The sequence below is a fragment of the Streptomyces daliensis genome (assembly GCF_054782395.1).
Map to the genome: position 1 here is coordinate 69,368 of NZ_BAAGSO010000007.1, position 20,859 is coordinate 90,226.

Genomic DNA, 20,859 nt, shown 5'->3' on the forward strand with positions numbered 1-20,859 from the left:
GCGAAGGCGGACCGGAACCGAGTCTGGGACTGGGACCGGGCGGGACAGGCGGCTCGGCGCGCGGCTCAGCCGTTGAAGCCGGAGTCCTCCGGGAGATCGAGGTCGCTCTTGTTCAGCTCCTCGATATTCACGTCCTTGAACGTGAGCACGCGGACCTGCTTCACGAACCGCGCCGGCCTGTACATGTCCCAGACCCAGGCGTCGGCCATCGAGACCTCGAAGAACACCTCACCCTGTACCGAGTGCACCTGCATCTCGTAGTCGTTGGTGAGATAGAAACGCCGCTCCGTCTCGATCACGTACTTGAACAGACCGACGACGTCCCGATACTCCCGGTAGAGCTTCAGCTCCATCTCGGTCTCGTACTTTTCGAGGTCCTCGGCGCTCATGGCATGTTCCCCTTCAGCCGTGCGTCCCCCCATTGTGCGTCAGTCCCGACCGCCTCGTCCGGCCCGCCGCGCGATCGGCCCGTACGCGGCTCCGGCCAGGATCAGCACAGCGCCCGCGACGGTCGCGATCGCGACCGGCCGGAGCGGGCCCTGTTCCGAGATTCCGCCGGGCATGGCGGCGAAGCCTCCGGGCCGCGCCAGCATCCCGAACCCGTCCATGGGCCACGCCACGGCGTCGACCCGCGCGTTCACATCCGCACGGGCCACGGCACCGTGGTCGCCGTCCTGGAGGTGGACCCGCGAGTCGACGGAGTCGATCCGGTGGTCCCCCAGGAGGAACAGCTTGTCCTGCGGGACTGTCGTCTCCTTGAAGGGCGACTGGCTGTCCGGGCCCTGGTCCTTCAGATAGGGCTCGTCGACGGACTCGCCGTTCACCGTCAGCCTGCCCTGCTTGTCGCAGCAGGCGACCTTGTCGCCGCCGACGCCGACGACCCGCTTGACCATCGGCACGTCGCTCCACACGGAGTCCTGGAAGACCACGACGTCCCCGCGCCGTACCTCGTCGCCGTCGATGCGCTCCGCCAGCACACGGTCACCGGCCTTGACGGTCGGGTCCATGGAATCCGTCGGCACGGTGTACGGCTGGTACAGCACGGCGCCCCAGACGAAGCCTCCGAGGAAGAGCACACAGCCAAGGGCCACCGCCAGCCCGGACAGCGCGTTTCCCACACGGCCACCCTGGCTGGCGGCGGTACGTCCTGGCTTGCCCATACGTGCACACTCCCGGGTGGCTGCGTCGGCCTCAGAAGATCCCTGCTGAGAAGTCTGGCCGCACCCTACCCGGGCGTATGAACGGGAGTCAGCCCGTGATCGTCAACCGGTTCCTCAGTCCCGGGCCGAGCCCGGAGCGCCGGCCTCCGCACCCGTCCGACTCTCCTGACGCGTCAGACGCCTGCGCCGCCACAGCACCAGCGGCAGGGCCCCGGCCACGCCCAGCGCGGCCGGTGCGGTGGCCGCGGCCTTGGCCGCCAGGCCCTTCTGCTCGAAGGTGTCCGGCACCGGCAGCGTCGACCAGCGGGTGACCGGCCAGGCCACGACGATCGCGCGGCCGACGACCTCCTCCTCGGGAACCGTGCCGCCGCCCGCCAGGTCCTGGTGGTAGCGCGAGTCGAGGGAGTCCTGACGGTGGTCGCCCATCACCCACAGCTTGCCCTGGGGGATCTTGATGGGGCCGAAGGGGCGGTCGCCGCACGGGGTGTTGCCCGGGAAGAGGTAGGAGTCCTCCTTGAGCGCCTTGCCGTTGACCTTGACCGGGCCGCTCTCCTTGCACTCCACCGTGTCACCGCCGACGGCGATGACGCGCTTGATCAGGTCCTTCTCCTCGGCGGAGGGCATCAGTCCGATGAAGCTGAGCCCCTCCTGGACGGCGCCGCCGATCCCGCTGGGCTGCGCCATGGGCGACTCGTTGAGCCAGCCGCCCGGATCGTGGAAGACGACGACCTCGCCGCGTTCGGGCTTGGACCCGAACCACGGCGTCAGCTTGTCGACCAGCACCCTGTCGCCCTGCTGCAACGTGTCCTGCATCGAGTTCGAGGGGATCGAGAACGCCTGCACCAGGAACGTCTTGATCAGCAGGGCGAGCACCAGGGCGATGAGGATCAGCAGCGGCAGCTCCTTCCAGAAGGAGCGCGACTTGGCAGAACCGGCGCGCTTGGCCTTGCCTCCGCCGGGCCCGAAACCGTTGCCGGGGCCATGGCCCGAGCCACCGTCGCGGCCCTCGCCGTCCCCGTCACCGTCGCCGGGTCCGGGTGCGGGCCCTGTCCCGGGTCCGACGGGGCGGTCGGCCGCGGCCTCGCCGTACTCGCCGCCGCCCTGGGGGGCCTCACTCGCACCCGAACTCACGCTGTCGCCACTGCCTCTCTCCGCGGTCGGCGCCGAACCGTGCGCCACAGTCTGTTCGGGTACGTCGGGTACGTCGGGTGCGTCAGGACGCCGGTCCTCCGGGTCTCCGTCGCCGGAACCGGACCGAGCGCCGACCGCCAAGTCCCCCACAATCACTCCTTACACCGCGCTGCCGCCTGCCCGAGACCCGGTACAGGCCCACCACTCCCATAACGAGCGGGAGTTCCGCAGGAATCGGGAGTTGCGTCACTCGATTGTCGCCAATGGCCGACGCCGAGTCCGCCGCGCCACGCGCGTCAGGTACCGAAGCATAGGTCTCCGGTTCCTCCAGGCGACGCCAGTGGTCGAACGGCCAGGCGATCACGACCGCGCGGCCCAGCACCAGGTCCTCGGGAATCGTGCCTTTGCCCGGGTCTCTCAGGTGGTAGCGGGAGTCCGCCGAGTTGGCGCGGTGATCGCCCATCACGAAAACCTTGCCGACGGGGACCGTCACATCGAAGTCCATCTCGGACGGCTTGTTGCCGGGGTGCAGATACGGCTCGTCGAGCGGGGTGCCGTTGACGGTGACCCGGCCGTCCTTGTCACAGCACTTGACCCTGTCGCCGCCGACCCCGACGACGCGCTTGATCAGGTCCTGTTCGTCGTCGGAGGGCAACAGGCCGATGAAGGTCAGGAACTCCTTGACCTGCTTGACCCCGATGGGGTCGTCGCCCGTCGGCTTCTTCTCGCCTTCGAGCCAGCCGCCCGGGTCCTTGAAGACGACCACGTCACCGCGCTCGGGCTTCGACCCGAACCAGGGCGTCAGCTTGTCGACGAGCACGCGGTCGCCGATCTTGATCGTCTGCTCCATCGACCCGGAGGGGATGACGAACGCCTGCACCAGGAACGTCTTGAGCACCAGGGCGATGAGCAGCGCGACGACGATGAGGATGGGTATCTCTTTGGTCGCCGACAGCCTTCTGCGCCGCTTGATGCGCTTCGCCGCCCTGCGCCTGTCCGCCCTGCCCTCACCGGGCCCCCGCAGCGGCTCCAGGCGTCCGGTGGCCGCCTCCGGAGCGTCCTCCGCGTCCTCGGCGCCGGGTCCCGCGTGCGCGTCCCCGTGCGGGGGCGCCAGGGACCCTGGCGGGCGCGGCACCTGCGTGCCCAGGCGCATCGTCTCGCCGCCCACGCCGGCCGGTGGCCAGGCGGCGGCCCGCCCGCCAGGGTCCGCGCCCCCTCCGGCCCCGTTCACATAGCCGTTTCCGGGCCCCTGCCCGGTCCCGGCGCCACCAGCGCCGTACCCGTTCCCCGACCCGTACCCGTTGCCGGTGTAGTCGAAGGGCTCGCTGTACTCGTACGCACCCGTGGGGCCGTAGCCGCTCCCGTTGGCGCCGCCCTGGGGGTAACCGGGCTGGGGCGGGCGGCCGTTGAGGGGCGCGTCGCCCCCGGCGTAACCGTTCCCGTGGCCGTTGCCGTAACCGTTGCTGCTGCCGTAACCGTTACCGCTGCTTCCGCCGATGTGACGGCCGCCGGGGTCACCGTCGCCGTGGCCGTAGTCGTCGTGCTCGTCGTAATCGCTGTCATCGTCGCTCGGCACGCCGTACGCGTACCGGCGCCCGCGCCCCGGAGGCCGCCCGCCGCCTCCGGGCCAGTCCTGGGAACCGGCGCCCTGCCCGTACCCCGGGCCCGGGCCCGGGCCGTCGCGATCACCCATGGCCGGCCGTCCCCGTGCCGACGGGGGCGCCCCAGCGGCCTATGGGCCAGCCGATCCAGTCGGCCCTTCCGATCACGCGGTCCAGCGGCACCGTGCCGCCTCCGGGCTCGCCGAGGTGGTCGCGGGAGTCGCTGGAATTGGCGCGGTGGTCCCCCATGACCCACAGACGGCCCTGCGGCACCTCGATGTCGAACGGCACGACCGATGGGTCGTCCCCGGAATGAAGGTAGTCCTCGTCCACCGGCTCACCGTTCACCTCGATCCTCCCCCGCTTGTCACAGCAGCGGACCCGGTCTCCGCCGACGCCGATCACGCGCTTGACATAGTCGGTCTCCAACGGCTTCAGCACGCCGACGGCCGCTCCCGCCTCGCGGAGCAGCCCGCTGACGGGGTTCTCGCCCGACCCCTCCTCCACGAACGAACCAGTGCCATCGAAGACCACAACGTCTCCGCGCTCCGGATCGTTGCCGAAGCGGTAGGCGAGTTTGTTGACGAGTACCCGGTCGCCGATTTTCAGCGTAGGCGTCATCGACGAGCTGGGGATCAGAAAAGGCTGCACCACGAAGGCGCTGACCAGCAAGAGGACCAACAGCAGTGCCGCCAGGGGTGTCCCATAGCGAACGGAGCGCGACCTGCGCCCCCGCCCCTCTGCACCGGGGCCGGAGGAGCGGTCGCGCTCCGCGTCGTCGTACTGCTGTGCGTCGGTGTTCATCGGGCCGAAAGCCTATCCGGCCACGGCCGGAACCCCGACAGCGAGATCGATCCGGGCTCCCCGCCGCCACCGCCCCGCCACAGAGTGGCCGAGGCGCTCGCGCGGGGAGTCCGCCGGGATCAGTTCTCGCGCTTCTCCTTGATCTTGGCGGCCTTGCCGCGCAGCTCACGCAGGTAGTAGAGCTTGGCGCGACGGACGTCACCGCGGGTCACGACCTCGATCTTCTCGACGATCGGGGTGTGCACCGGGAAGGTGCGCTCGACGCCGACGCCGAAGCTGACCTTGCGGACCGTGAAGGTCTCGCGCACGCCGCCGCCCTGGCGGCGGATGACGACGCCCTTGAACTGCTGCACACGCGAGCGGTTGCCCTCGATGACGCGCACGTGCACGTTGACAGTGTCGCCGGGGCGGAACTGCGGGACGTCGCTGCGCAGGGAGGCAGCGTCGACAGTGTCGAGAAGGTTGGCCATGACCGTCTGCTTTCCTCGCCGATGCCACAGGTCATCGACGGAATGATCGTGATGAGGATGGGGTGCCGCCACTCCGTGCGGGCGTCGGTCCCCCTGTGGCAGGGTCGCGCGCCGGATGTGAGGCAGCGGCCTATTCTTCCACGGCCTCGCCCGGCCGCCCAAATCGGCCGTCCGTTCGCCGCTCCCAGCCCAGTGCCTCAAGGGCCGCGCGGTCGTGTTTGTCCCACGCCTCCGGGTCGGCGCGCTCGATCAGGTCGGGGCGGTTGGCCGCCGTACGGGCGAGGGCCTGGTCCCTGCGCCAGCGGGCGATCCGGCCGTGGTGCCCGCTGACCAGCACCTCGGGGATCTCGTGGCCGCGCCATTCCGGGGGCTTCGTGTAGACGGGGCCCTCCAGGAGGTCCGCCATGACGCCGGGTGCGAAGGAGTCGTCCCGGTGGGACTCGGCGTTCCCGAGCACCCCGGGCAGCAGGCGCGCGATGGCCTCCACCATGACGAGCACGGGTGCCTCGCCCCCGGCGAGCACGTAGTCGCCGATGGAGACCTCGCGCACGTCGAACCGGTCGCCGTAGTCCTCGATCACGCGGCGGTCGATGCCCTCGTAGCGCGCCGGTGTGAACACCAGCCAGGGCGCCAGGGACAGCTCGACCGCCAGCTCCTGGGTGAAGGGGCGGCCACTTGGCGTCGGGACGACCAGCACCGGAGGCTGTGCCTCCGGCCCGCCCGACGCGACGATCTCGTCCAGCGCCTCGCCCCACGGCTCGGGCTTCATCACCATGCCGGGGCCGCCGCCGTACGGGGTGTCGTCGACGGTGTGGTGCTTGTCGTGCGTCCAGGCGCGCAGGTCGTGCACGCGGACGTCGAGCTGGCCCCTGGCCCTGGCCTTGCCGACGAGCGAGACGTTCAGCGGCTCCAGGTACTCCGGGAAGATCGTGACGACGTCGAGCCTCACCGGGACGCGCCCTCACCGGTCCCGCCGGACCCGTCGGACTCGCCGGTTCCGTCACGCTCGTCGGACCCGTCGGACCCCTCGGACCCCTCGGACACGTCGGGCTCCTCCAGGAGCCCCGGCGGCGGGTCGACGAGCGCGCGCTGCGCCTCCAGGTCGATCTCGGGAACGATCTCCGTGACGAAGGGGATCAGCACCTCGGCGCCGTCCTCCCCCTTGACCACGAGCAGGTCCTGCGCCGGCAGGTGCGCGATCTCCTGGATGCGGCCGAGTTCCCTGCCGTCGACCGTGACGACGTCGAGGTCGATGAGCTGGTGGTCGTAGAACTCCTCCGGGTCGTCCGGCGTCTCCTCCGGATCGACCTCGGCCACCAGCAGGGTGTTGCGCAGCGCCTCGGCGGCTGTGCGGTCCCGCACGCCCTCGAAGCGCAGCAGCAGGCGCCCGCTGTGGACACGGCCCGTCTCGATGGTGAGGGGGCCCGCGGAGGCGGGTTCCGTGGCGAGTACGGCGCCGGGGCCGAGCCTCAGCTCGGGCTCGTCCGTACGCACCTCCACGGTGACCTCGCCCTTGATCCCGTGGGCGCGGCCGATACGCGCGACGACTAGCTGCACTGTGCCTGTCCCTGCCTCTGTCCCTGTCGTTCCTTGCCCGGCCCGTTCCCGTACGTCTTCGCCGCCCTCGCCCTCGCCCTCACCCTCACCCTCGCCGACTCCGTCTCCGCGCGCTGCCGGGGCGGGCGGAGGGCGGCGAACGCGAACACGGGCCGGGGACGGCGAACTGCCGTCCCCGGCCCGTGCCGGTGCTGCGTTCTGCGGCTCAGCGGACCTGGTCCACGTCGACGAGATCGACGCGGACACCGCGTCCGCCGAGAGCACCCACGACCGTGCGCAGGGCGCGGGCTGTACGGCCACTGCGGCCGATCACCTTGCCGAGGTCGTCGGGGTGGACCCTGACCTCCAGCACACGCCCGCGACGCAAGGTGCGGGAAGCGACCTGCACCTCGTCGGGGTGGTCGACGATGCCCTTCACCAGGTGCTCGAGGGCTTCCTCGAGCATCCTCAGGCCTCGGTCGACTCAGTGGTGGACTCGGCCTTCTCGGCCTCGTCCGCCTTCTTGTCGGCCTTCTTCGCCTTCGGGGTGATCGCCTCACCCTTCGGCTCGTCCGCCGACTCCTTGGCCGCGGCCTCGAAGAGGGCCTTCTTGTCGGCCTTGGGCTCGGCGACCTTCATCGGCGCGGGGGCGGGCAGACCCTTGAACTTCTGCCAGTCACCGGTGACCTTGAGGATGGCCGCGACCGGCTCGGTCGGCTGCGCGCCGACGCTCAGCCAGTACTGCACGCGCTCCGAGTCGACCTCGATGCGCGAGGGGTTCTGCACCGGGTGGTACAGGCCGATCTCCTCGATGGCCCGGCCGTCACGGCGGGTACGGGAGTCGGCGACGATGATGCGGTAGTGAGGCGCGCGGATCTTGCCCAGGCGCTTCAGCTTGATCTTGACTGCCACGGGTGTGGTGTCTCCTGGTCTTGACGTGGTTGGACACGGCGAGTTGCCACGTGGGGTTGTGGTACCCGAGTGTCCGATGGACGCGTCAGCCGGAGGAGAGAGGGGTCCTGTGCGGCTGTCGAGTACAGCCGCCCATCATGCCACACCTGGCCGTCCCGGCCGAACCCGGCTCCGTACCGTGGAGCGCGCACGGGGGACGCGCTCGGGCAGAGCGGCGGGCGGGCCGGGGTGGGGGCACCGGGACGGGACGGGCTGGACCGAACCCGAAGGACCGAGTGGGCCGAGCGGACCGGACGGGCCCGGGGGGCCGGGCCGGACGGAGGCCGGGGCACGACGGCGCTCAGCCGACGGCCACCACCGCCTCGGCTGCGGCCTCGGGCACATCCGGGATGCGGAACGGCTTGCCGCACGCGCCGCACATGATCGGGGCCTGGGCCAGGACCGAGGGAACGACCCGGACATTACGGCCGCAGTCGCAGACCGCCTTGACGCGGACGCCGCCCCCGGAGGAGCCGTGGCGCGCGGCGGGGCCGCGGAAACTTCTGCCGGTGTCGGTCTCCGTCGCGACGCTGTACGCCTTCAGCGCACGCTGGAGGCGCTCGATGGTCGGGCGATAGCGGCGCCTCGTCTCGGGCGTGAGTGCCACGAGCGAGAATCCGCTGCTGGGATGTGGCTCCTCGGGGTGATCCAGACCCAACTCCTCGGCGATCGCCAGGAAACGGCGATTGTGGTAGCGGCCCGCTCGCGAGGTGTCCCGGACGCCGCGTGCGGCGGCGATGCCGTGGACTGCCTCGTGCAGGAGCCGTTCGAAGGAGAGGCCGCCGCCACAGGCGGACGAGGACTCTCCGATCAGCGATTCGGGCGCGGCCAGATCCGGCAGCTCGGGGTGGTGCCGTTGAATGTCGGCCCAGGCGGCTGCCAGCTCGGCGGCGAGAACTGGTGGTGTCGTGCTCACGTCGTACCCAACGAGCCGGACTGCCCCAGTGTTCCGATTCCGGGGCATCCTAAATATTTTGCACGTACCAGTCAGTTCACACTGATGGGTCTGGACGAGGGCGGGTGCGCAGATCTGAGGAGAAGCGGCACACCTGCCGCAAGCCGGGACGTACCGCCACTGGCTCCGCCGCCGTAGCGATCAGCACGTGCCGGGCGGCGGATGTTTTCCACCGACCCGCGCGACGATAGCCGCGCCCCCTGGGAAACGGACGGGCGGGGGGTGCTCCCGGTTCCCGTCCGGCCGTGGGAGCCGTGGCAGCCGTGGGACCGGCGGGCCGAGGGCCCGGGGCCCGGGGCCGTCCACGCGGCTCGCGCGCGTGCTCCGGCGTCCGCCGTCTCGGGCGCCTCGCCCGATGGCCAGGGCGCACGCCATGAAATCGGCGTACGCGCCCTCGTGGATGCGTACCGCGCGTGCGCGCGCCTCCTCACGGATGAGCTGGCCGTTGCGTCCCTCCTGCCGGAGGAATTCCGGCGTACGTCGGGGCTCCCCCGCGCACGCCGCACGGAGCACCGTGTCCGCGCCCCGGCCGTCCGACGGCGCGCGGCCCCCGGGTGCACACCTCCAGGGCAAGGCGCCCTCCGCCCTTGAGGGCGGTACGGGTGGCTTTGGCATGGCGCGCTTCGTATGTCTGTGGGCACAGTAGAGACGAAACGCATTACCGCCGTGCGTCAGGGGCGCACACGAGGGGCGTGGAAGACATCCCGGCGCACCCCCTGGACGCACGGACAGATGCGCAGTTCCCTGACGTGTGGGGGCGGACTGCGCGAAAGCAGCGGGGGAACCACGGAGCGGCGACGATTCTTCGGCTGATTGGGGCGCGTTGCGATGACACCCACGCTCGTACACCAGCATCACCACCTGCCCCAGAGGGCCCGTGACTGGGCCGAGATCCAGGAACGGATGCTGGTACCGCTCTACGAGGCGGTGTACGAACGCCTGGAGGTCGGGCCCCACACGCGGCTGCTCGGTCTCGGCTGCGGGTCCGGGCTCGCGCTGCTGCTCGCGGCCTCCCGGGGCGCCTCCGTCGTCGGCGTGGAGTCCGACGAGGAACGGCTCGCCCTGGCGCGCGAGCGGCTGCTCCCCGAGGGGGGCGACTGGAGCGCCCGCCAGTGGGACGCGCGGCTCGTGACCGGTGAGGCCGACGATCCGCTGCCCCTGGGCGGCCCCGCGCCGACTCTGGTGACCGCCTTCGACGCGCTGCCCGAGGCCGTCGCGCTGGCCGGGACGACGGGCACCCTGGAGCGCGGCACTCCGGTCGTCCTCGCGGGCTGGGGTCCGCCCGAGCGGTGCGCGGCCGCCCCGGTGCTGCGGGTGGCGGCGCGGCTGGCCGAGCCCGCCGCGGGGTCCTGGGAGCCGGGCGGCCGGGACGACCTGGAGGAGCTGGCGCTGCGCTCCGGGCTGCGGCTGGACGGTTCGGGGCGGGTGTCGTGCCCCTTCGGTTACGCGGACATGGACAGCGCGGTGCGCGGGCTCGTCTCGACGGGCCTCTACGACGCGGCGGTGGGTGCCACCGACGAGGAGCAGGTGCTCAAGGAGCTGACCGAGGCACTGCACCCGCACCTCCGTCCCGACGGCACGGTGTGGATGCCGAATCTCTTCCGCTACGTGGTGGCCCGTACCGTGTGAGGCCGGGGCACCGTGCGAGGCTGGCGCGTCGGCCCCATGCGCACGGGGCCCGCGCGGTGACCGCGGCAAGGCTTCTGACCTGCGGGGACGCGGGCGCATCGGCATAAGGCGGCGTTGTCAGTATCCAGGATCCTGGTTACTATCCGGTCATGAGCAGCGGCGGAGACGAGCGCTTCCTGACGCGCAACGGACTGGCGGCACGTCAGCTCGCCGCGCTCCTGCTGACCTACGAGCCGGACACCCGTCTCCCGCGTCTGCGCGACTTCGCCACGGAGCTGAAGGTCGGCAACGGCACCGTCCAGGCCGGGCTCCAGTTGCTGGAGGAGGCGGGCGCCGTGGAGACCAGGGCGCGCGGCCACCTCGGTACCTATCTCGTACGGGCCGACCGGGCCATACTCTGGCGGCTCGCCGGACTCGGCACCCTCCTCGCGGCGATGCCGCTCCCCTACTCGCACCGCTACGAGGGCCTGGCCACCGGGCTGCGCGCCGCCTTCGAGGGCGCGGGCGCGCCCTTCGCGATCACCTTCATGCGCGGCGCCTCGACACGTCTCGGCGCACTACTGGAGGGCAAGGTCGATCTCGTCGTCCTCTCCCGCTTCGCCGCCGACCGGCTCTGTGCCGAGCACCCCGTCGAACTGGTCACCGATCTGGGGCCCGCGACGTACGTGGGGGCGCACGGGCTGCTGCTGCGGCGCGGGGTCACACAGGAGACGCCGGGGCTGCGGGTCGCGACGGACTCCTCGTCCGAGGACCTGCGGATGCTGGCCACCCGCGCCTTCGCGGGGCGCCCGGACGTGGAGTGGGTCGAGACCTCGTACATGCAGTTGCGGGACCTGTTCGCGCGCGGCGAGGTGGACGCCACCGTGTGGAACCTCGACGAGGTGCGGGACCATCTCGGCCCGGACGTCGAGGTGCTGCCCCTGGGCGACGAGATCACCCGCGACCTGGCGCTGCGCAACTCCAGCGCCGCCGTCATCGGCAGGTCCGACGGGACGCGGGCACTGGACGCCGTGCGGGAGTCGCTGGACTTCTCCGTCGTCACGGATCTCCAGGCCGAGGTCATGCGCGGCGACCGCGTCCCCCTCTACTGATCACTGATCCGCTGCTGATCCGCCCTCCCGCCCCCTGAGCGTGACGACCGCCACGCGAAACAAAGGGGCTCTCCCCTCTCCTCAATAACCAGAATCCTGATTACTGTGGGAGGAGAGCGCACGAGAAGAGCGCGCACGAAAGGAACACGCCATGGAGGACAAGCTGGCCCTGCGGATCCGGCTGTTCCGCGAGAGCGGGCAGGTCAGGCCCGAGGTCGCCGCCTTTGTCACGGACGAGCTGACGGCCCTGGACACCGAGGGGTTCGCCGTGTCCGAGGAGACCGCGGGCATGCTCACGAGCCACCTGATGATGGCCCTGACCCGGCTGCTGGACGGCGAGCCCCTCGCGGAGTCGCCGGGCGACGCGCACATGGAAGCCGAGCTGGCCGAGCACCCCGAGGCCGTGGAGCGGGCCCGTTCCGTCGCGGCCCGCGCGCACGAGGCCCTGGGCGCGGCGCTCCCCGGCTCCGAGGTCGGCTTCCTGGCGATGCACCTGGCCGTGCTCGCGCAGCGCTCCCCCGCCACCTGAAGCCCCCGCCCAAGACGTAAGCCCCCTCCCACGTAAGGAAACCGCCATGACGAAGATCCTCACCGGCGGACTCGGCAAGGCCGAGGTCGCCGAGACCCTGCGGAAGCTGGACCTCCCGGGGCTGGAGACCGACGTCTCCAGCGACATGGACGCGGCGATGAAGCTGCGCGCGGGCCAGGCCGACTACTACCTGGGCACCTGCCACACCGGAGCGGGCGCCTCCCTCGGGCTGCTGCTGGGCCTCCTGGGCAGCGACGCCTGCCACACCTTCGGCCGCTCCGTCCCCACCGAGGACGAGGTCACCGCCCTCCTGGACGGCGGCAAGAAGGTCTTCGGCTTCGGCATCGACCAGCTCGCCGACACCACGCCCGTCATCGCCCGCGCCATCGCCGCGCGCACCGCCTGACCCACCGGGCGTCCGGGAACCAAGGAGCAGTCCCGTGAGCACCAGCACCATATTGGCCACCGCGGCGGACGGAGGCGGGCACAGCCTCGACTTCTCGCTCGCGCAGCAACTCACCGTCATCGTCCTGTGCGCGCTGACCGCGTTCATCTCGCACATGGCGCTCGCCGTCTTCAACGACGGTGTCCGCCCCTTCCTGCTCGACTTCATCCAGGGGCGCGGCACGCGCAGCGCCACCACCGCGGTGTCCTTCGGGCTCTCGGCCGGGTTCATCTTCGGTCTTGGCGCGCCGATGGCGCTGTCCACCGGGGTGCTCAACCCCTGGCTCCTGTTCCTGCCGACCGACGTCCTCGGCCTGCTCTCGCCCAAGAAGTGGCTCGCTCCGCTCCTCGGCGGCGCGTGGGGCGCGGTGGTCGTCTTCGGGCTCGACGGGGCCAACGGCCTCGCGCACGACCTGCCCGTGGACTTCCTGACGGCCATGCAGGAGATGTCGACGCCGATCCTCTTCCTGTTCACGCTCTTCCCCGTGCTCGCCATCACCCGGCAGTTCGGGAAGGTGCGCGGCGCCGTCGCCGGAGTCGTCGAGCTGGCCCTGGTGCTCCTCACCATGAAGCTGTGGCCCGACATGTTCGCGGGCGCGCTGGCGATGGCCGTGGGCGTGCTGATGCTGATCGGCTTCGCGGTCGTCAAGGACGTGCGACAGCGGCGGCTGGACCGGGCCGGACTGCTGCGGTCCGCCGCGCCCGGAGCCGGAGGGGGCGGCACGGGGGCCGAGGGCAGCGCGGCCGACGCTGGCGGCACGGGGGCCTCCGTACCGGCCGAGGATCCGATGAACTCGCTGTTCAGCGCGAGCGCGGCCCGGCTGCGCCGCTACCTGCCGCTGTTCATGGTGCTCGGCGCCGGGGTCTGTCTGCTGGCCCAGATGCACGTCTTCGGCGGCGGCGAGGCCACCAGCTTCCTCATCGCCAAGGGCGACTACGCGGGCGCCGCACAGGTCGACTTCTACCGCGTGTTCGGCTTCGTGCCGCTCATCGCGACCACCGCGCTCGCCTCCGGCGCGTACGGCATCGCGGGCTTCACGCTCGTGTACCCGATCGGCTATCTGCTGCCGAACCCCTGGCTCGCGGTGGTCGTCGGCGCGCTGGTCTTCGCCGTCGAGGTGCTGGCCCTGTCGTACATCGGCAAGGTGCTCGGCAAGCTGCCCTCCGTGCGCGACTCGTCCGAGCATCTGCGCAGCGCGATCAGCGAGACGCTCCAACTGGCCATCCTCTTCGGCTCGCTGATGGCCGCGAACACCATGGGCGGCGGGCTCGGCATCCTCATCGTCGGCGGGCTGTACCTGCTGAACGAGGCCATGGGCAGGGTCGTCGTCCGGATGGCTGCGGCTCCGGCGGCCGTGCTCGTCGGCGGCGTCCTCCTCAACCTCCTCTACTGGCTGGACCTGTTCACACCGGTCAAGGGCTGACCGGCGCGGCACGGTCCGGCCGACAACGCCCCCCTCGCACCACTCGCACCACCGGCACGCCCGGGAAGGCAGCACCCCCCCATGAACCACTCACCCGGAACCCGAGACCCCGCCCACGCGCCCGCCCACGCCCCCGCGCACCCTCCGGAGCTGCGCACCGTGACAGGCCCGCTCGCGACGGGCCTCGTCCAGGGACCCGTACTCGCCCACGAGCACCTCGCCCTCGACCTCACCCGCGACACCGACCCGCACGCCCTCCTCGACCCGCGCCGCCACGGCGCCGCCGTCACCACCGAGCTGGCCGCGCTGCGCGAGACGTACGCGCTCTCCCTCGTCGTCGAGCTGACCTGCCGTGGCATGGGCCGCGACCCCCGTGCGCTGGCCAGGATCGCGGAGGAGTCGGGCGTCGCCGTGGTCGCGGCGACGGGCTGGTACTACGAGCCGTTCCACCCGCCCGAGGTCGCGGACACCGACACGGGGGCGCTGGCCGACCTCCTCGTACGGGACATCACGCACGGGCTCGACGGCACCGGCGTCCTCCCCGGGGTCATCGGCGAGGTCGGCAGCCACGGCGAGGCGCCCAGCGGGCCCGAGAGGCGCACCCTGGCCGCCTCGGCACGCGCGGCCGTCGAGACCGGACTGTCGCTGACGACGCACGCGCAGTTGGGCAGGGGCGGCCTCGCCCAACTGGAGCTGCTGACCGGGGAGGGGCTGGCTCCGCACCGCGTGTGCGTCGGGCACCAGGACCTGCTGGACGACAGCGCCGCGCACAAGGAGCTGGCCTCCCGGGGCGCCTACCTCGCCTTCGACACCGTCGGCAAGGAGGGCTACCAGAGCGACGAGGCCCGGCTGCGGCTGCTCCTCGCGCTACTGGAGGCAGGGTACGCCGACCACGTGCTGCTGAGCTGCGACATCTCCCGGCACGGCTATCTGCGCGCGGAGGGCGGCCAGGGCTACGGGCACCTGTTCCGCTCGTTCCTGCCGCGCCTGCGCGAGGCGGGGGCCGACGAGGACCTGATCGACCTGCTGACCCGCCGCAACGCCCTGCGGTTCCTGACCGGCACGACGGCAGCAGACGTGACGGCGGGCGCGACAGCGGAGGAGAGCTGAGATGACCGACGAACGTGCCACCCGTGCGGGGGAGCGCGCGAGGCGGGACGCGCCCACTCCGCCGCCCTCCCTGCCGCCCACCCACCCGCTGCCGACCGTCCCCCTGGAGGACGCCGTCTCCCGCCAGTTCCGGCTGCTGGAGTGCACGGCGCGGCACTTCGAGGGGCAGCAGCTCTTCGAGGCCGACGCGGGCGTCGTGCCAGGGCTGGGCCGCCCCCGCACGACAGCCCGCGTGGAGGCCGTGCTCGCCGACTTCTTCGGCGCCCAGGACGCGGCCCTCGTGCAGGGCGCGGGCACCGGCGCGATCCGGGCCGCGCTGGCCGCCGTACTCGGCCCCGGCGAGCCCCTGCTGATCCACGACGCGCCCGTCTACCGGACCACTGAGGTGACGCTGCGCGGCCTGGGCGCCAAGACCGCGACGGCGGACTTCAACGACCCTGCGGAGCTGCGCGCCGCGCTCGCCTCGGGGCGGTTCCGGTACGCCTACGTCCAGCACACGCGGCAGCGCCTCGCGGACTCCTACGCTCCCGGCGAGGTCCTGGCCGCCTGCCGGGAGGCGGGCGTGCGGACGGTCGTGGACGACAACTACGCGGCGCTGCGCGTCCCGGAGTGCGGCGTCGAACTCGGCGCCGACGCCTCCTGCTTCTCCCTGTTCAAGCTGCACGGGCCCGAGGGCGTCGGCCTGGTCGTCGGCGCGGCGGACATCGTCGGACGGGTGCGCGCCGACAACTACTCCGGCGGCGGGCAGGTCCAGGGCCACCAGGCGCTGGACGCGCTGCGCGCCCTCACCCACGTACCGGTGCTGTGGTCCTTGCAGTCGCGGGCCGGGGCCGAGGCCGCCGAGCGGCTGGCCGCCGGCGAGGTGCCCGGGGTCGCCGAGGTGCGGCTCGCCAACGCGCAGGACCGCTGCCTGCTCGTACGCCTGGACCGGCCGCTCGCCCGCGAGGTGCCCGACGCGGCGGCACGGCACGGGGCCGCGCCGTACCCGGTGGGCTCCAACTCGCGCTACGAGGTGGCGCCGCTCTTCTACCGCATGTCCAGCTCGGCCCTGGACGACCGCCCGGAACTGGCCGACTGGACCGTCCGCATCAACCCCATGCGGGCCGGTGCGGACCTCGTCCTGGACATCCTGCGACGGGCGCTGCGCGACGTGTACGCGGCACATCCGCTGCCGCGCCCGCTGCCCCATCCGCCGCCCGGTACGGACGCGGCCCCGGCCCCGCAGACGCCACAGCCCCCGCAGACCTCAGACGCCCCGGAGGACTGACCGTGTTCCTCGACACCGTCCTCACCCGCAACCCCGAACTGGTGGCCACGGCGGCGGCCCTGCACGACGCGGGCACGATCCCGCCCGACACCTACGTGGTGGACCGCGACGCCGTGGAGGCCAACGCGGCGCTCCTCGCCGCCGAGGCCGAACGGCTCGGGCTCTCCCTCTGGTTCGTCGTCAAACAGCTCGGCCGCAACCCCGAGCTGATCCGGGCCATCGCCCGCCATCTGCCCCGCTTCGCCGCCATCGACCTCCCCGAGGCCAGGGTGCTGCGCGCGGCGGGCGCGGCGCCCGGCAACCTCGGCCACCTGGTGCAGCTCCCCCGGCGCGCCCTGGACGAGGCGCTGTCCTGGCGTCCGGAGGCGGTCACGGTCTTCGACGTGGACAACGCCCGCGCCGTCTCGGACGCGGCCCTGCGCCTCGGCCGCGTCCAGGACGTCCTCGTACGCCTGGAGGGCGCACCCGGCTCCGTCTACCCGGGCCAGGAGGGCGGGGTGCCGCTGGAGGGGCTCGACGCGTTCGTGGACGAGGCCGAGCGCATGGCGGGCATCCGCGTCGCGGGCGTCACCGCGTTCCCCTGCCTGCTGTGCGACCCCGCCACGGGGGCGCCGCGTCCCACCCCCAACCTCGGCCTGCTGACGAAGGCCCGCGAGGTTCTGGAGGGCAGGGGCCGCACAGGGCTGACGGTGAGCGCGCCGAGCGCCACGTCGGCGGCGAGCCTCCCCCTCCTCGCCGCAGCGGGCGCCACGCACGGCGAGCCGGGGCACGCGCTGACCGGCACCACACCGCTGCACGCGAGGGACCCGCACCAGCCGGAGAAGCCCGCATACGTGTACGTCAGCGAGGTCGCGCACACGCTCGCCGACGGGCGGCCCGCGCTCCACGGGGGCGGGTTCTATCCGCGCGGCGGGGTCAAGGAGGCGCTGCTGCACCGCTCGGGCCTCCGTCTGCCCGTGCAGGACGCGCCCGCCGAGAACATCGACTACTACCGGCTGCTGGACGCGCCCCCGCCGGGCGCCGACGTCCGGCTCGGGGACACGGCCGTGCTCGCCTTCCGCACCCAGATGTTCGTGACCCGCAGCAACGTCGCCGTCGTCGCCGGGCTGTCCTCGGGCAGCCCGGAGCTGACGGGGCTCTACGACCCGCTCGGGCGGCCCTACTGACCCCGCCCGGCCCCACCCAGCACCACCCAGCACCGTCACAACGGGGGACCGCACCAGGAGATGAGCGAGACATGAGCAGCAGGACCGTCATCGTCGTCGTGGACGGCCTCGGCGTCGGCGCGATGCCCGACGCGGGCGCGCTGCGCGCGGGCGACCGCCGCGCCGACACTCTCGGCCACGTCCTCGACCACTGCCGCGAGGCGAACGGCGCCCCCCTGCGCCTGCCGTCACTCGGCGCGCTCGGCCTCGGCCTGGTCCACCCGCACCCCGGCCTCGCCGACCGCACGGCGCTCCCCGTAGCGGCGGGCAGGGCGGCACTCGGCTACCCGGGCGCCGACACCTACGCGGGCCACCAGACGATGATGGGCGCCGACTTCAGCGAGGTGACCGTCGCACGGCTCGGCGCGCACCTGGACGAGGTGACGGGCGCCCTCAAGGAGGCGGGGCACACCGTCGAGCCCCTGGCGGGCAGGCCGCTGCTGGTGGTCGACGGGCACGTCCTCGTCCACGACAACCTGGAGGCCGACCCCGGCATCAACTGGAACGCCTCCGGGCGGCTGGAGGACCTGCCCTTCGCGGGGATCCTCGCCATCGCGCGCACGGTGCGCGAGGTCGCGCCTGTCGCGCGGGTGATCGCGGTCGGCGGGCACGCGGACCGGCCGCTGGCCGACTCCGTGCGCGCGGGCGACGGCGGAACCGTCGGCCTGGACACCCCCGCGAGCGGCTTCTACCGCAACGGCGGCCTCCAGGTGCGCCACCTGGGCGCCCCGCTCGACCACACCCGCCAGCTCCCCGAGCTGGCGGCGCGCGCCGGGATCCCGGTGACGCTGGTGGGCAAGGCCGCCGACATCCTCGCGTGCGAGGCCGCCGTGCGCCGCCCCGCCGTGCCCACGGCCGAGGTGCTGGCGCACACCCTGGACGCCGTACGGGCCACGGAGCGGGGCGGGGACGCGCTCGTCGTCGCCAACGTCCAGGAGTCGGACCTCGCGGGGCACCAGCAGGACGCCGTCGGCTACGGGGCCGTGCTGGAGCGGGTCGACGAGGGGCTCGGGGCGCTGACGGAGCTGCTGGACGCGCCGGGCGACCGGCTCATCGTCACCGGGGACCACGGCAACGATCCGACGATCGGGCACGCCTTCCACACCCGTGAGTACGTGCCCGTCCTCGTCCACAGGCCGGGGGCCGCCGGGCTCGAACTCCTCCCCGACGCGGGCAGCCTCGCCGACGTCGGCGCCACCGCCGCGCGCGCCCTCGGCCTCGACCCGTCGGGCCTGGCGAACGGCGCGCCGCTGCGCGCCTGATCTGGACGGGTCGCGTTCCGGGAGGGCACCGCGCCCCGTCGCGCCCCGGGTCAGCCCAGGCCCGGCCACTCCTCGGCCGTCAGCGCGAAGCGCTCGTGGTCGCGCCAGGCGTCGTTGAGGTAGAGCATCCGGGGCGAGAAGCCCTCGTGCCGGAAGCCGAGCCGCTTCGCCATGGCGAGGGAGCGCGCGTTCTCGGGCTGGACGTTGATCTCCAGCCGGTGCAGCCCGAGCCCGTCGGGGCCGCCGCTGAAGCAGCGGTCGACGATCAGGCGCAGCCCCTCCGTCATCCGGCCCGTGCCCGCGTAGGGCACATAGCTGTCGTAGCCCAGCGCGCCGTTGCGGAAGCGGGCCCGCACGATGTTCGCGACGTTGACCCGCCCGACCAGACCGTCGTCTTCCTGGTCGAAGACCATGAACGTGCGCAGTGTGGGGCCCTGGCGCCGCAGGAGGTCGGGGAAGCCGTCGGGCTCGACCGGGTTCCACGGGCTGAGGTGGTCGGCGGAGCGGACGACCGCCTCACTGTACTGACGCTCGTCGGAAGGCCGCGGAGGGCGGATGTATACGCGCATGGACGACATCATCCGCCTTCGGGCCGCGAGACTCATCCCGCACCCCGTCGCGCCGCTACCGCGTGCCAACGGGGCGCCCGCGACGGCCCTTTCGGGCCCGGAGGCGCCCCGTTGACATGCTGACGTGCGACAGGGGGATGCCCTGGGGACGTCCTACTTCGGGGGCAGGATGTCCCTGAACTCCTTGGGCAGTTCGAAGTCGCCCGCGTCCTGGCCCGCGCCCGGCAGACCGAAGGCGTTGCCGCCCTGCCCCTGCGCGGGTCCCGCGGCCTTGCGGTCCGCCGCGGCCTGCTCCTCCTGCTTGCGCTTCATCGGGTTGCCCGACTGGCGCTTGCCCTTGGCCTTCTTCTGCTGCTTGCCCTTCTTCTTGCCGCCGCCCATGCCGGGCATCCCCGGCATTCCCGGCATGCCGCCGCCCTGCGCCATCTTGGACATCATCTTGCGTGCCTCGAAGAAGCGCTCCACGAGGCTCTTGACCGCGCTGACGTCCACACCGGAACCGCGGGCGATACGGGCGCGACGCGAGCCGTTGATGATCGTGGGCTCGGCGCGCTCACCGGGGGTCATCGACTTGATGATCGCGGCCGTACGGTCCACGTCGCGCTCGTCGAGATTGTTGATCTGGTCCTTCATCTCGCCCATGCCCGGCATCATGCCGAGCAGCTTGGAGAGCGAGCCCATCTTGCGGACCTGCTCCATCTGTGCGAGGAAGTCGTCGAGCGTGAACTCCTTCGGGCCCTTCGCCAGCTTGGCCGCCATCTTCTCGGCCTCTTGCTGGCTGAAGGTCTGCTCGGCCTTCTCGATGAGCGTGAGCATGTCGCCCATGCCGAGGATGCGGGACGCCATGCGGTCCGGGTGGAACGCGTCGAAGTCGTCCAGCTTCTCGCCGTTGGAGGCGAACATGATCTGCTTGCCGGTCACCTGCGCGACCGACAGCGCGGCGCCGCCCCGCGCGTCACCGTCGAGCTTGGAGAGGACGACGCCGTCGAACCCGACGCCGTCGCGGAACGCCTCGGCCGTGGTGACCGCGTCCTGGCCGATCATCGCGTCCACGACGAAGAGGACCTCGTCAGGGCTGACCGCGTCACGGATGTCGGCGGCCTGCCGCATCAGCTCCTGGTCGATGCCCAGGCGCCCTGCGGTGTCGACGATGACCACGTCGTGCTGCTTGTCGCGGGCGTGGACGACGGAGTCCTCGGCGACCTTCACCGGGTCGCCGACGCCGTTGCCCGGCTCCGGCGCGTAGACGGCCACGCCCGCGCGCTCGGCGACGACCGAGAGCTGGTTGACCGCGTTCGGGCGCTGGAGGTCACAGGCCACGAGCAGGGGCGTGTGGCCCTGCTGCTTCAGCCAGAGGCCGAGCTTGCCCGCGAGGGTGGTCTTACCGGCGCCCTGGAGACCGGCGAGCATGATGACGGTCGGCGGGTTCTTGGCGAAGCGCAGCCGCCGGGTCTCGCCGCCGAGGATGCTGACGAGCTCCTCATTGACGATCTTGATGACCTGCTGCGCGGGGTTCAGCGCCTGGGAGACCTCGGCGCCGAGCGCGCGTTCCTTGACCTGCTTGATGAAGGCCCGGACGACGGGCAGGGCTACGTCCGCCTCCAGCAGGGCGATACGGATCTCGCGCGCCGTGGCGTCGATGTCCGCCTCGGACAGGCGGCCCTTGCCCCGGAGGTTCTTGAAGGTCGCTGCGAGGCGATCGGAGAGAGTGTCGAACACGG

Annotated in this window: 22 protein-coding genes; 9 read left to right on the forward strand and 13 right to left on the reverse strand. The window is 72.2% G+C overall.

Features of this window, described 5'->3' with window-relative positions:
• Positions 1-65: 65 nt before the first annotated feature.
• From ACYVOO_RS01915 to ACYVOO_RS01965, 11 genes are all read right to left on the reverse strand, one after another.
• Complete coding sequence (locus ACYVOO_RS01915) at positions 66-389, reverse strand: DUF2469 domain-containing protein (RefSeq protein ID WP_453349836.1); 324 nt, start codon at positions 387-389, stop codon at positions 66-68.
• Positions 390-428: 39 nt separating this feature from the next.
• A complete protein-coding gene (gene lepB, locus ACYVOO_RS01920) occupies positions 429-1,160 on the reverse strand; it encodes a signal peptidase I (protein ID WP_461013905.1) in 732 nt (243 codons plus the stop codon).
• Between the two features lie 114 nt (positions 1,161-1,274).
• A complete protein-coding gene (gene lepB / locus ACYVOO_RS01925) occupies positions 1,275-2,441 on the reverse strand; it encodes a signal peptidase I (RefSeq protein WP_461013906.1) in 1,167 nt (388 codons plus the stop codon).
• Positions 2,374-3,444, reverse strand: coding sequence for a signal peptidase I (lepB, locus tag ACYVOO_RS01930; RefSeq protein WP_461013937.1), 1,071 nt, complete (start codon positions 3,442-3,444; stop codon positions 2,374-2,376). Before lepB (ACYVOO_RS01930) ends, lepB (ACYVOO_RS01925) begins: the two co-directional genes overlap by 68 nt.
• A gap of 532 nt (positions 3,445-3,976) precedes the next feature.
• A complete protein-coding gene (gene lepB / locus ACYVOO_RS01935) occupies positions 3,977-4,696 on the reverse strand; it encodes a signal peptidase I (protein ID WP_461013907.1) in 720 nt (239 codons plus the stop codon).
• 119 nt (positions 4,697-4,815) lie between these two features.
• Positions 4,816-5,166, reverse strand: coding sequence for a 50S ribosomal protein L19 (gene rplS / locus ACYVOO_RS01940; protein ID WP_453349832.1), 351 nt, complete (start codon positions 5,164-5,166; stop codon positions 4,816-4,818).
• 130 nt (positions 5,167-5,296) lie between these two features.
• Positions 5,297-6,115, reverse strand: coding sequence for a tRNA (guanosine(37)-N1)-methyltransferase TrmD (gene trmD / locus ACYVOO_RS01945; protein ID WP_461013908.1), 819 nt, complete (start codon positions 6,113-6,115; stop codon positions 5,297-5,299).
• Positions 6,112-6,723, reverse strand: a complete 612-nt coding sequence (rimM, locus tag ACYVOO_RS01950) for a ribosome maturation factor RimM (protein WP_461013909.1) — start codon at positions 6,721-6,723, stop codon at positions 6,112-6,114. The genes trmD and rimM overlap by 4 nt, the downstream gene beginning before the upstream one ends.
• Positions 6,724-6,928: 205 nt before the next feature.
• A complete protein-coding gene (locus ACYVOO_RS01955; protein ID WP_453349829.1) occupies positions 6,929-7,168 on the reverse strand; it encodes an RNA-binding protein in 240 nt (79 codons plus the stop codon).
• 2 nt (positions 7,169-7,170) lie between these two features.
• A complete protein-coding gene (rpsP, locus tag ACYVOO_RS01960) occupies positions 7,171-7,614 on the reverse strand; it encodes a 30S ribosomal protein S16 (RefSeq protein ID WP_453349828.1) in 444 nt (147 codons plus the stop codon).
• A 340-nt stretch (positions 7,615-7,954) separates the two neighbouring features.
• Positions 7,955-8,617: a hypothetical protein gene (locus tag ACYVOO_RS01965; RefSeq protein WP_461013910.1), complete on the reverse strand. Its 663-nt coding sequence runs from the start codon at positions 8,615-8,617 to the stop codon at positions 7,955-7,957.
• An 819-nt stretch (positions 8,618-9,436) separates the two neighbouring features.
• Between ACYVOO_RS01965 and ACYVOO_RS01970 the strand changes: the two genes are divergently transcribed.
• The 9 genes from ACYVOO_RS01970 to ACYVOO_RS02010 all read left to right on the forward strand — a co-directional run bounded on the left by ACYVOO_RS01970 (position 9,437) and on the right by ACYVOO_RS02010 (position 18,569).
• Complete coding sequence (locus ACYVOO_RS01970; RefSeq protein WP_453349826.1) at positions 9,437-10,237, forward strand: methyltransferase domain-containing protein; 801 nt, start codon at positions 9,437-9,439, stop codon at positions 10,235-10,237.
• 149 nt (positions 10,238-10,386) lie between these two features.
• Positions 10,387-11,328: a GntR family transcriptional regulator YhfZ gene (gene yhfZ, locus ACYVOO_RS01975; protein WP_461013911.1), complete on the forward strand. Its 942-nt coding sequence runs from the start codon at positions 10,387-10,389 to the stop codon at positions 11,326-11,328.
• Positions 11,329-11,479: 151 nt separating this feature from the next.
• Entirely contained in the window at positions 11,480-11,857 is a 378-nt protein-coding gene (locus tag ACYVOO_RS01980) for a PRD domain-containing protein (protein ID WP_461013912.1), read from the forward strand.
• 46 nt (positions 11,858-11,903) lie between these two features.
• Entirely contained in the window at positions 11,904-12,263 is a 360-nt protein-coding gene (locus tag ACYVOO_RS01985) for a DUF2620 family protein (protein ID WP_453349823.1), read from the forward strand.
• Positions 12,264-12,297: 34 nt separating this feature from the next.
• On the forward strand, positions 12,298-13,725 hold the full coding sequence (locus tag ACYVOO_RS01990; protein ID WP_461013913.1) for a YhfT family protein: 1,428 nt from the start codon (positions 12,298-12,300) through the stop codon (positions 13,723-13,725).
• Between the two features lie 81 nt (positions 13,726-13,806).
• On the forward strand, positions 13,807-14,835 hold the full coding sequence (locus ACYVOO_RS01995; RefSeq protein ID WP_461013914.1) for a phosphotriesterase family protein: 1,029 nt from the start codon (positions 13,807-13,809) through the stop codon (positions 14,833-14,835).
• Position 14,836: 1 nt separating this feature from the next.
• Positions 14,837-16,102 carry an aminotransferase class V-fold PLP-dependent enzyme gene (locus tag ACYVOO_RS02000; RefSeq protein WP_461013915.1) on the forward strand — a complete coding sequence of 422 codons (1,266 nt, stop codon included), beginning with the start codon at positions 14,837-14,839 and terminating at the stop codon, positions 16,100-16,102.
• A gap of 2 nt (positions 16,103-16,104) precedes the next feature.
• Complete coding sequence (locus ACYVOO_RS02005; RefSeq protein ID WP_461013916.1) at positions 16,105-17,268, forward strand: alanine racemase; 1,164 nt, start codon at positions 16,105-16,107, stop codon at positions 17,266-17,268.
• A gap of 71 nt (positions 17,269-17,339) precedes the next feature.
• A complete protein-coding gene (locus tag ACYVOO_RS02010; protein ID WP_461013917.1) occupies positions 17,340-18,569 on the forward strand; it encodes a phosphopentomutase in 1,230 nt (409 codons plus the stop codon).
• Positions 18,570-18,619: 50 nt separating this feature from the next.
• Here ACYVOO_RS02010 and ACYVOO_RS02015 read toward each other — a convergent pair whose 3' ends face one another.
• Both ACYVOO_RS02015 and ffh read right to left on the reverse strand, forming a co-directional pair.
• Positions 18,620-19,138 carry a GNAT family N-acetyltransferase gene (locus tag ACYVOO_RS02015; protein WP_453349817.1) on the reverse strand — a complete coding sequence of 173 codons (519 nt, stop codon included), beginning with the start codon at positions 19,136-19,138 and terminating at the stop codon, positions 18,620-18,622.
• 153 nt (positions 19,139-19,291) lie between these two features.
• Positions 19,292-20,857: a signal recognition particle protein gene (gene ffh, locus ACYVOO_RS02020; RefSeq protein ID WP_461013918.1), complete on the reverse strand. Its 1,566-nt coding sequence runs from the start codon at positions 20,855-20,857 to the stop codon at positions 19,292-19,294.
• Positions 20,858-20,859: the final 2 nt, after the last annotated feature.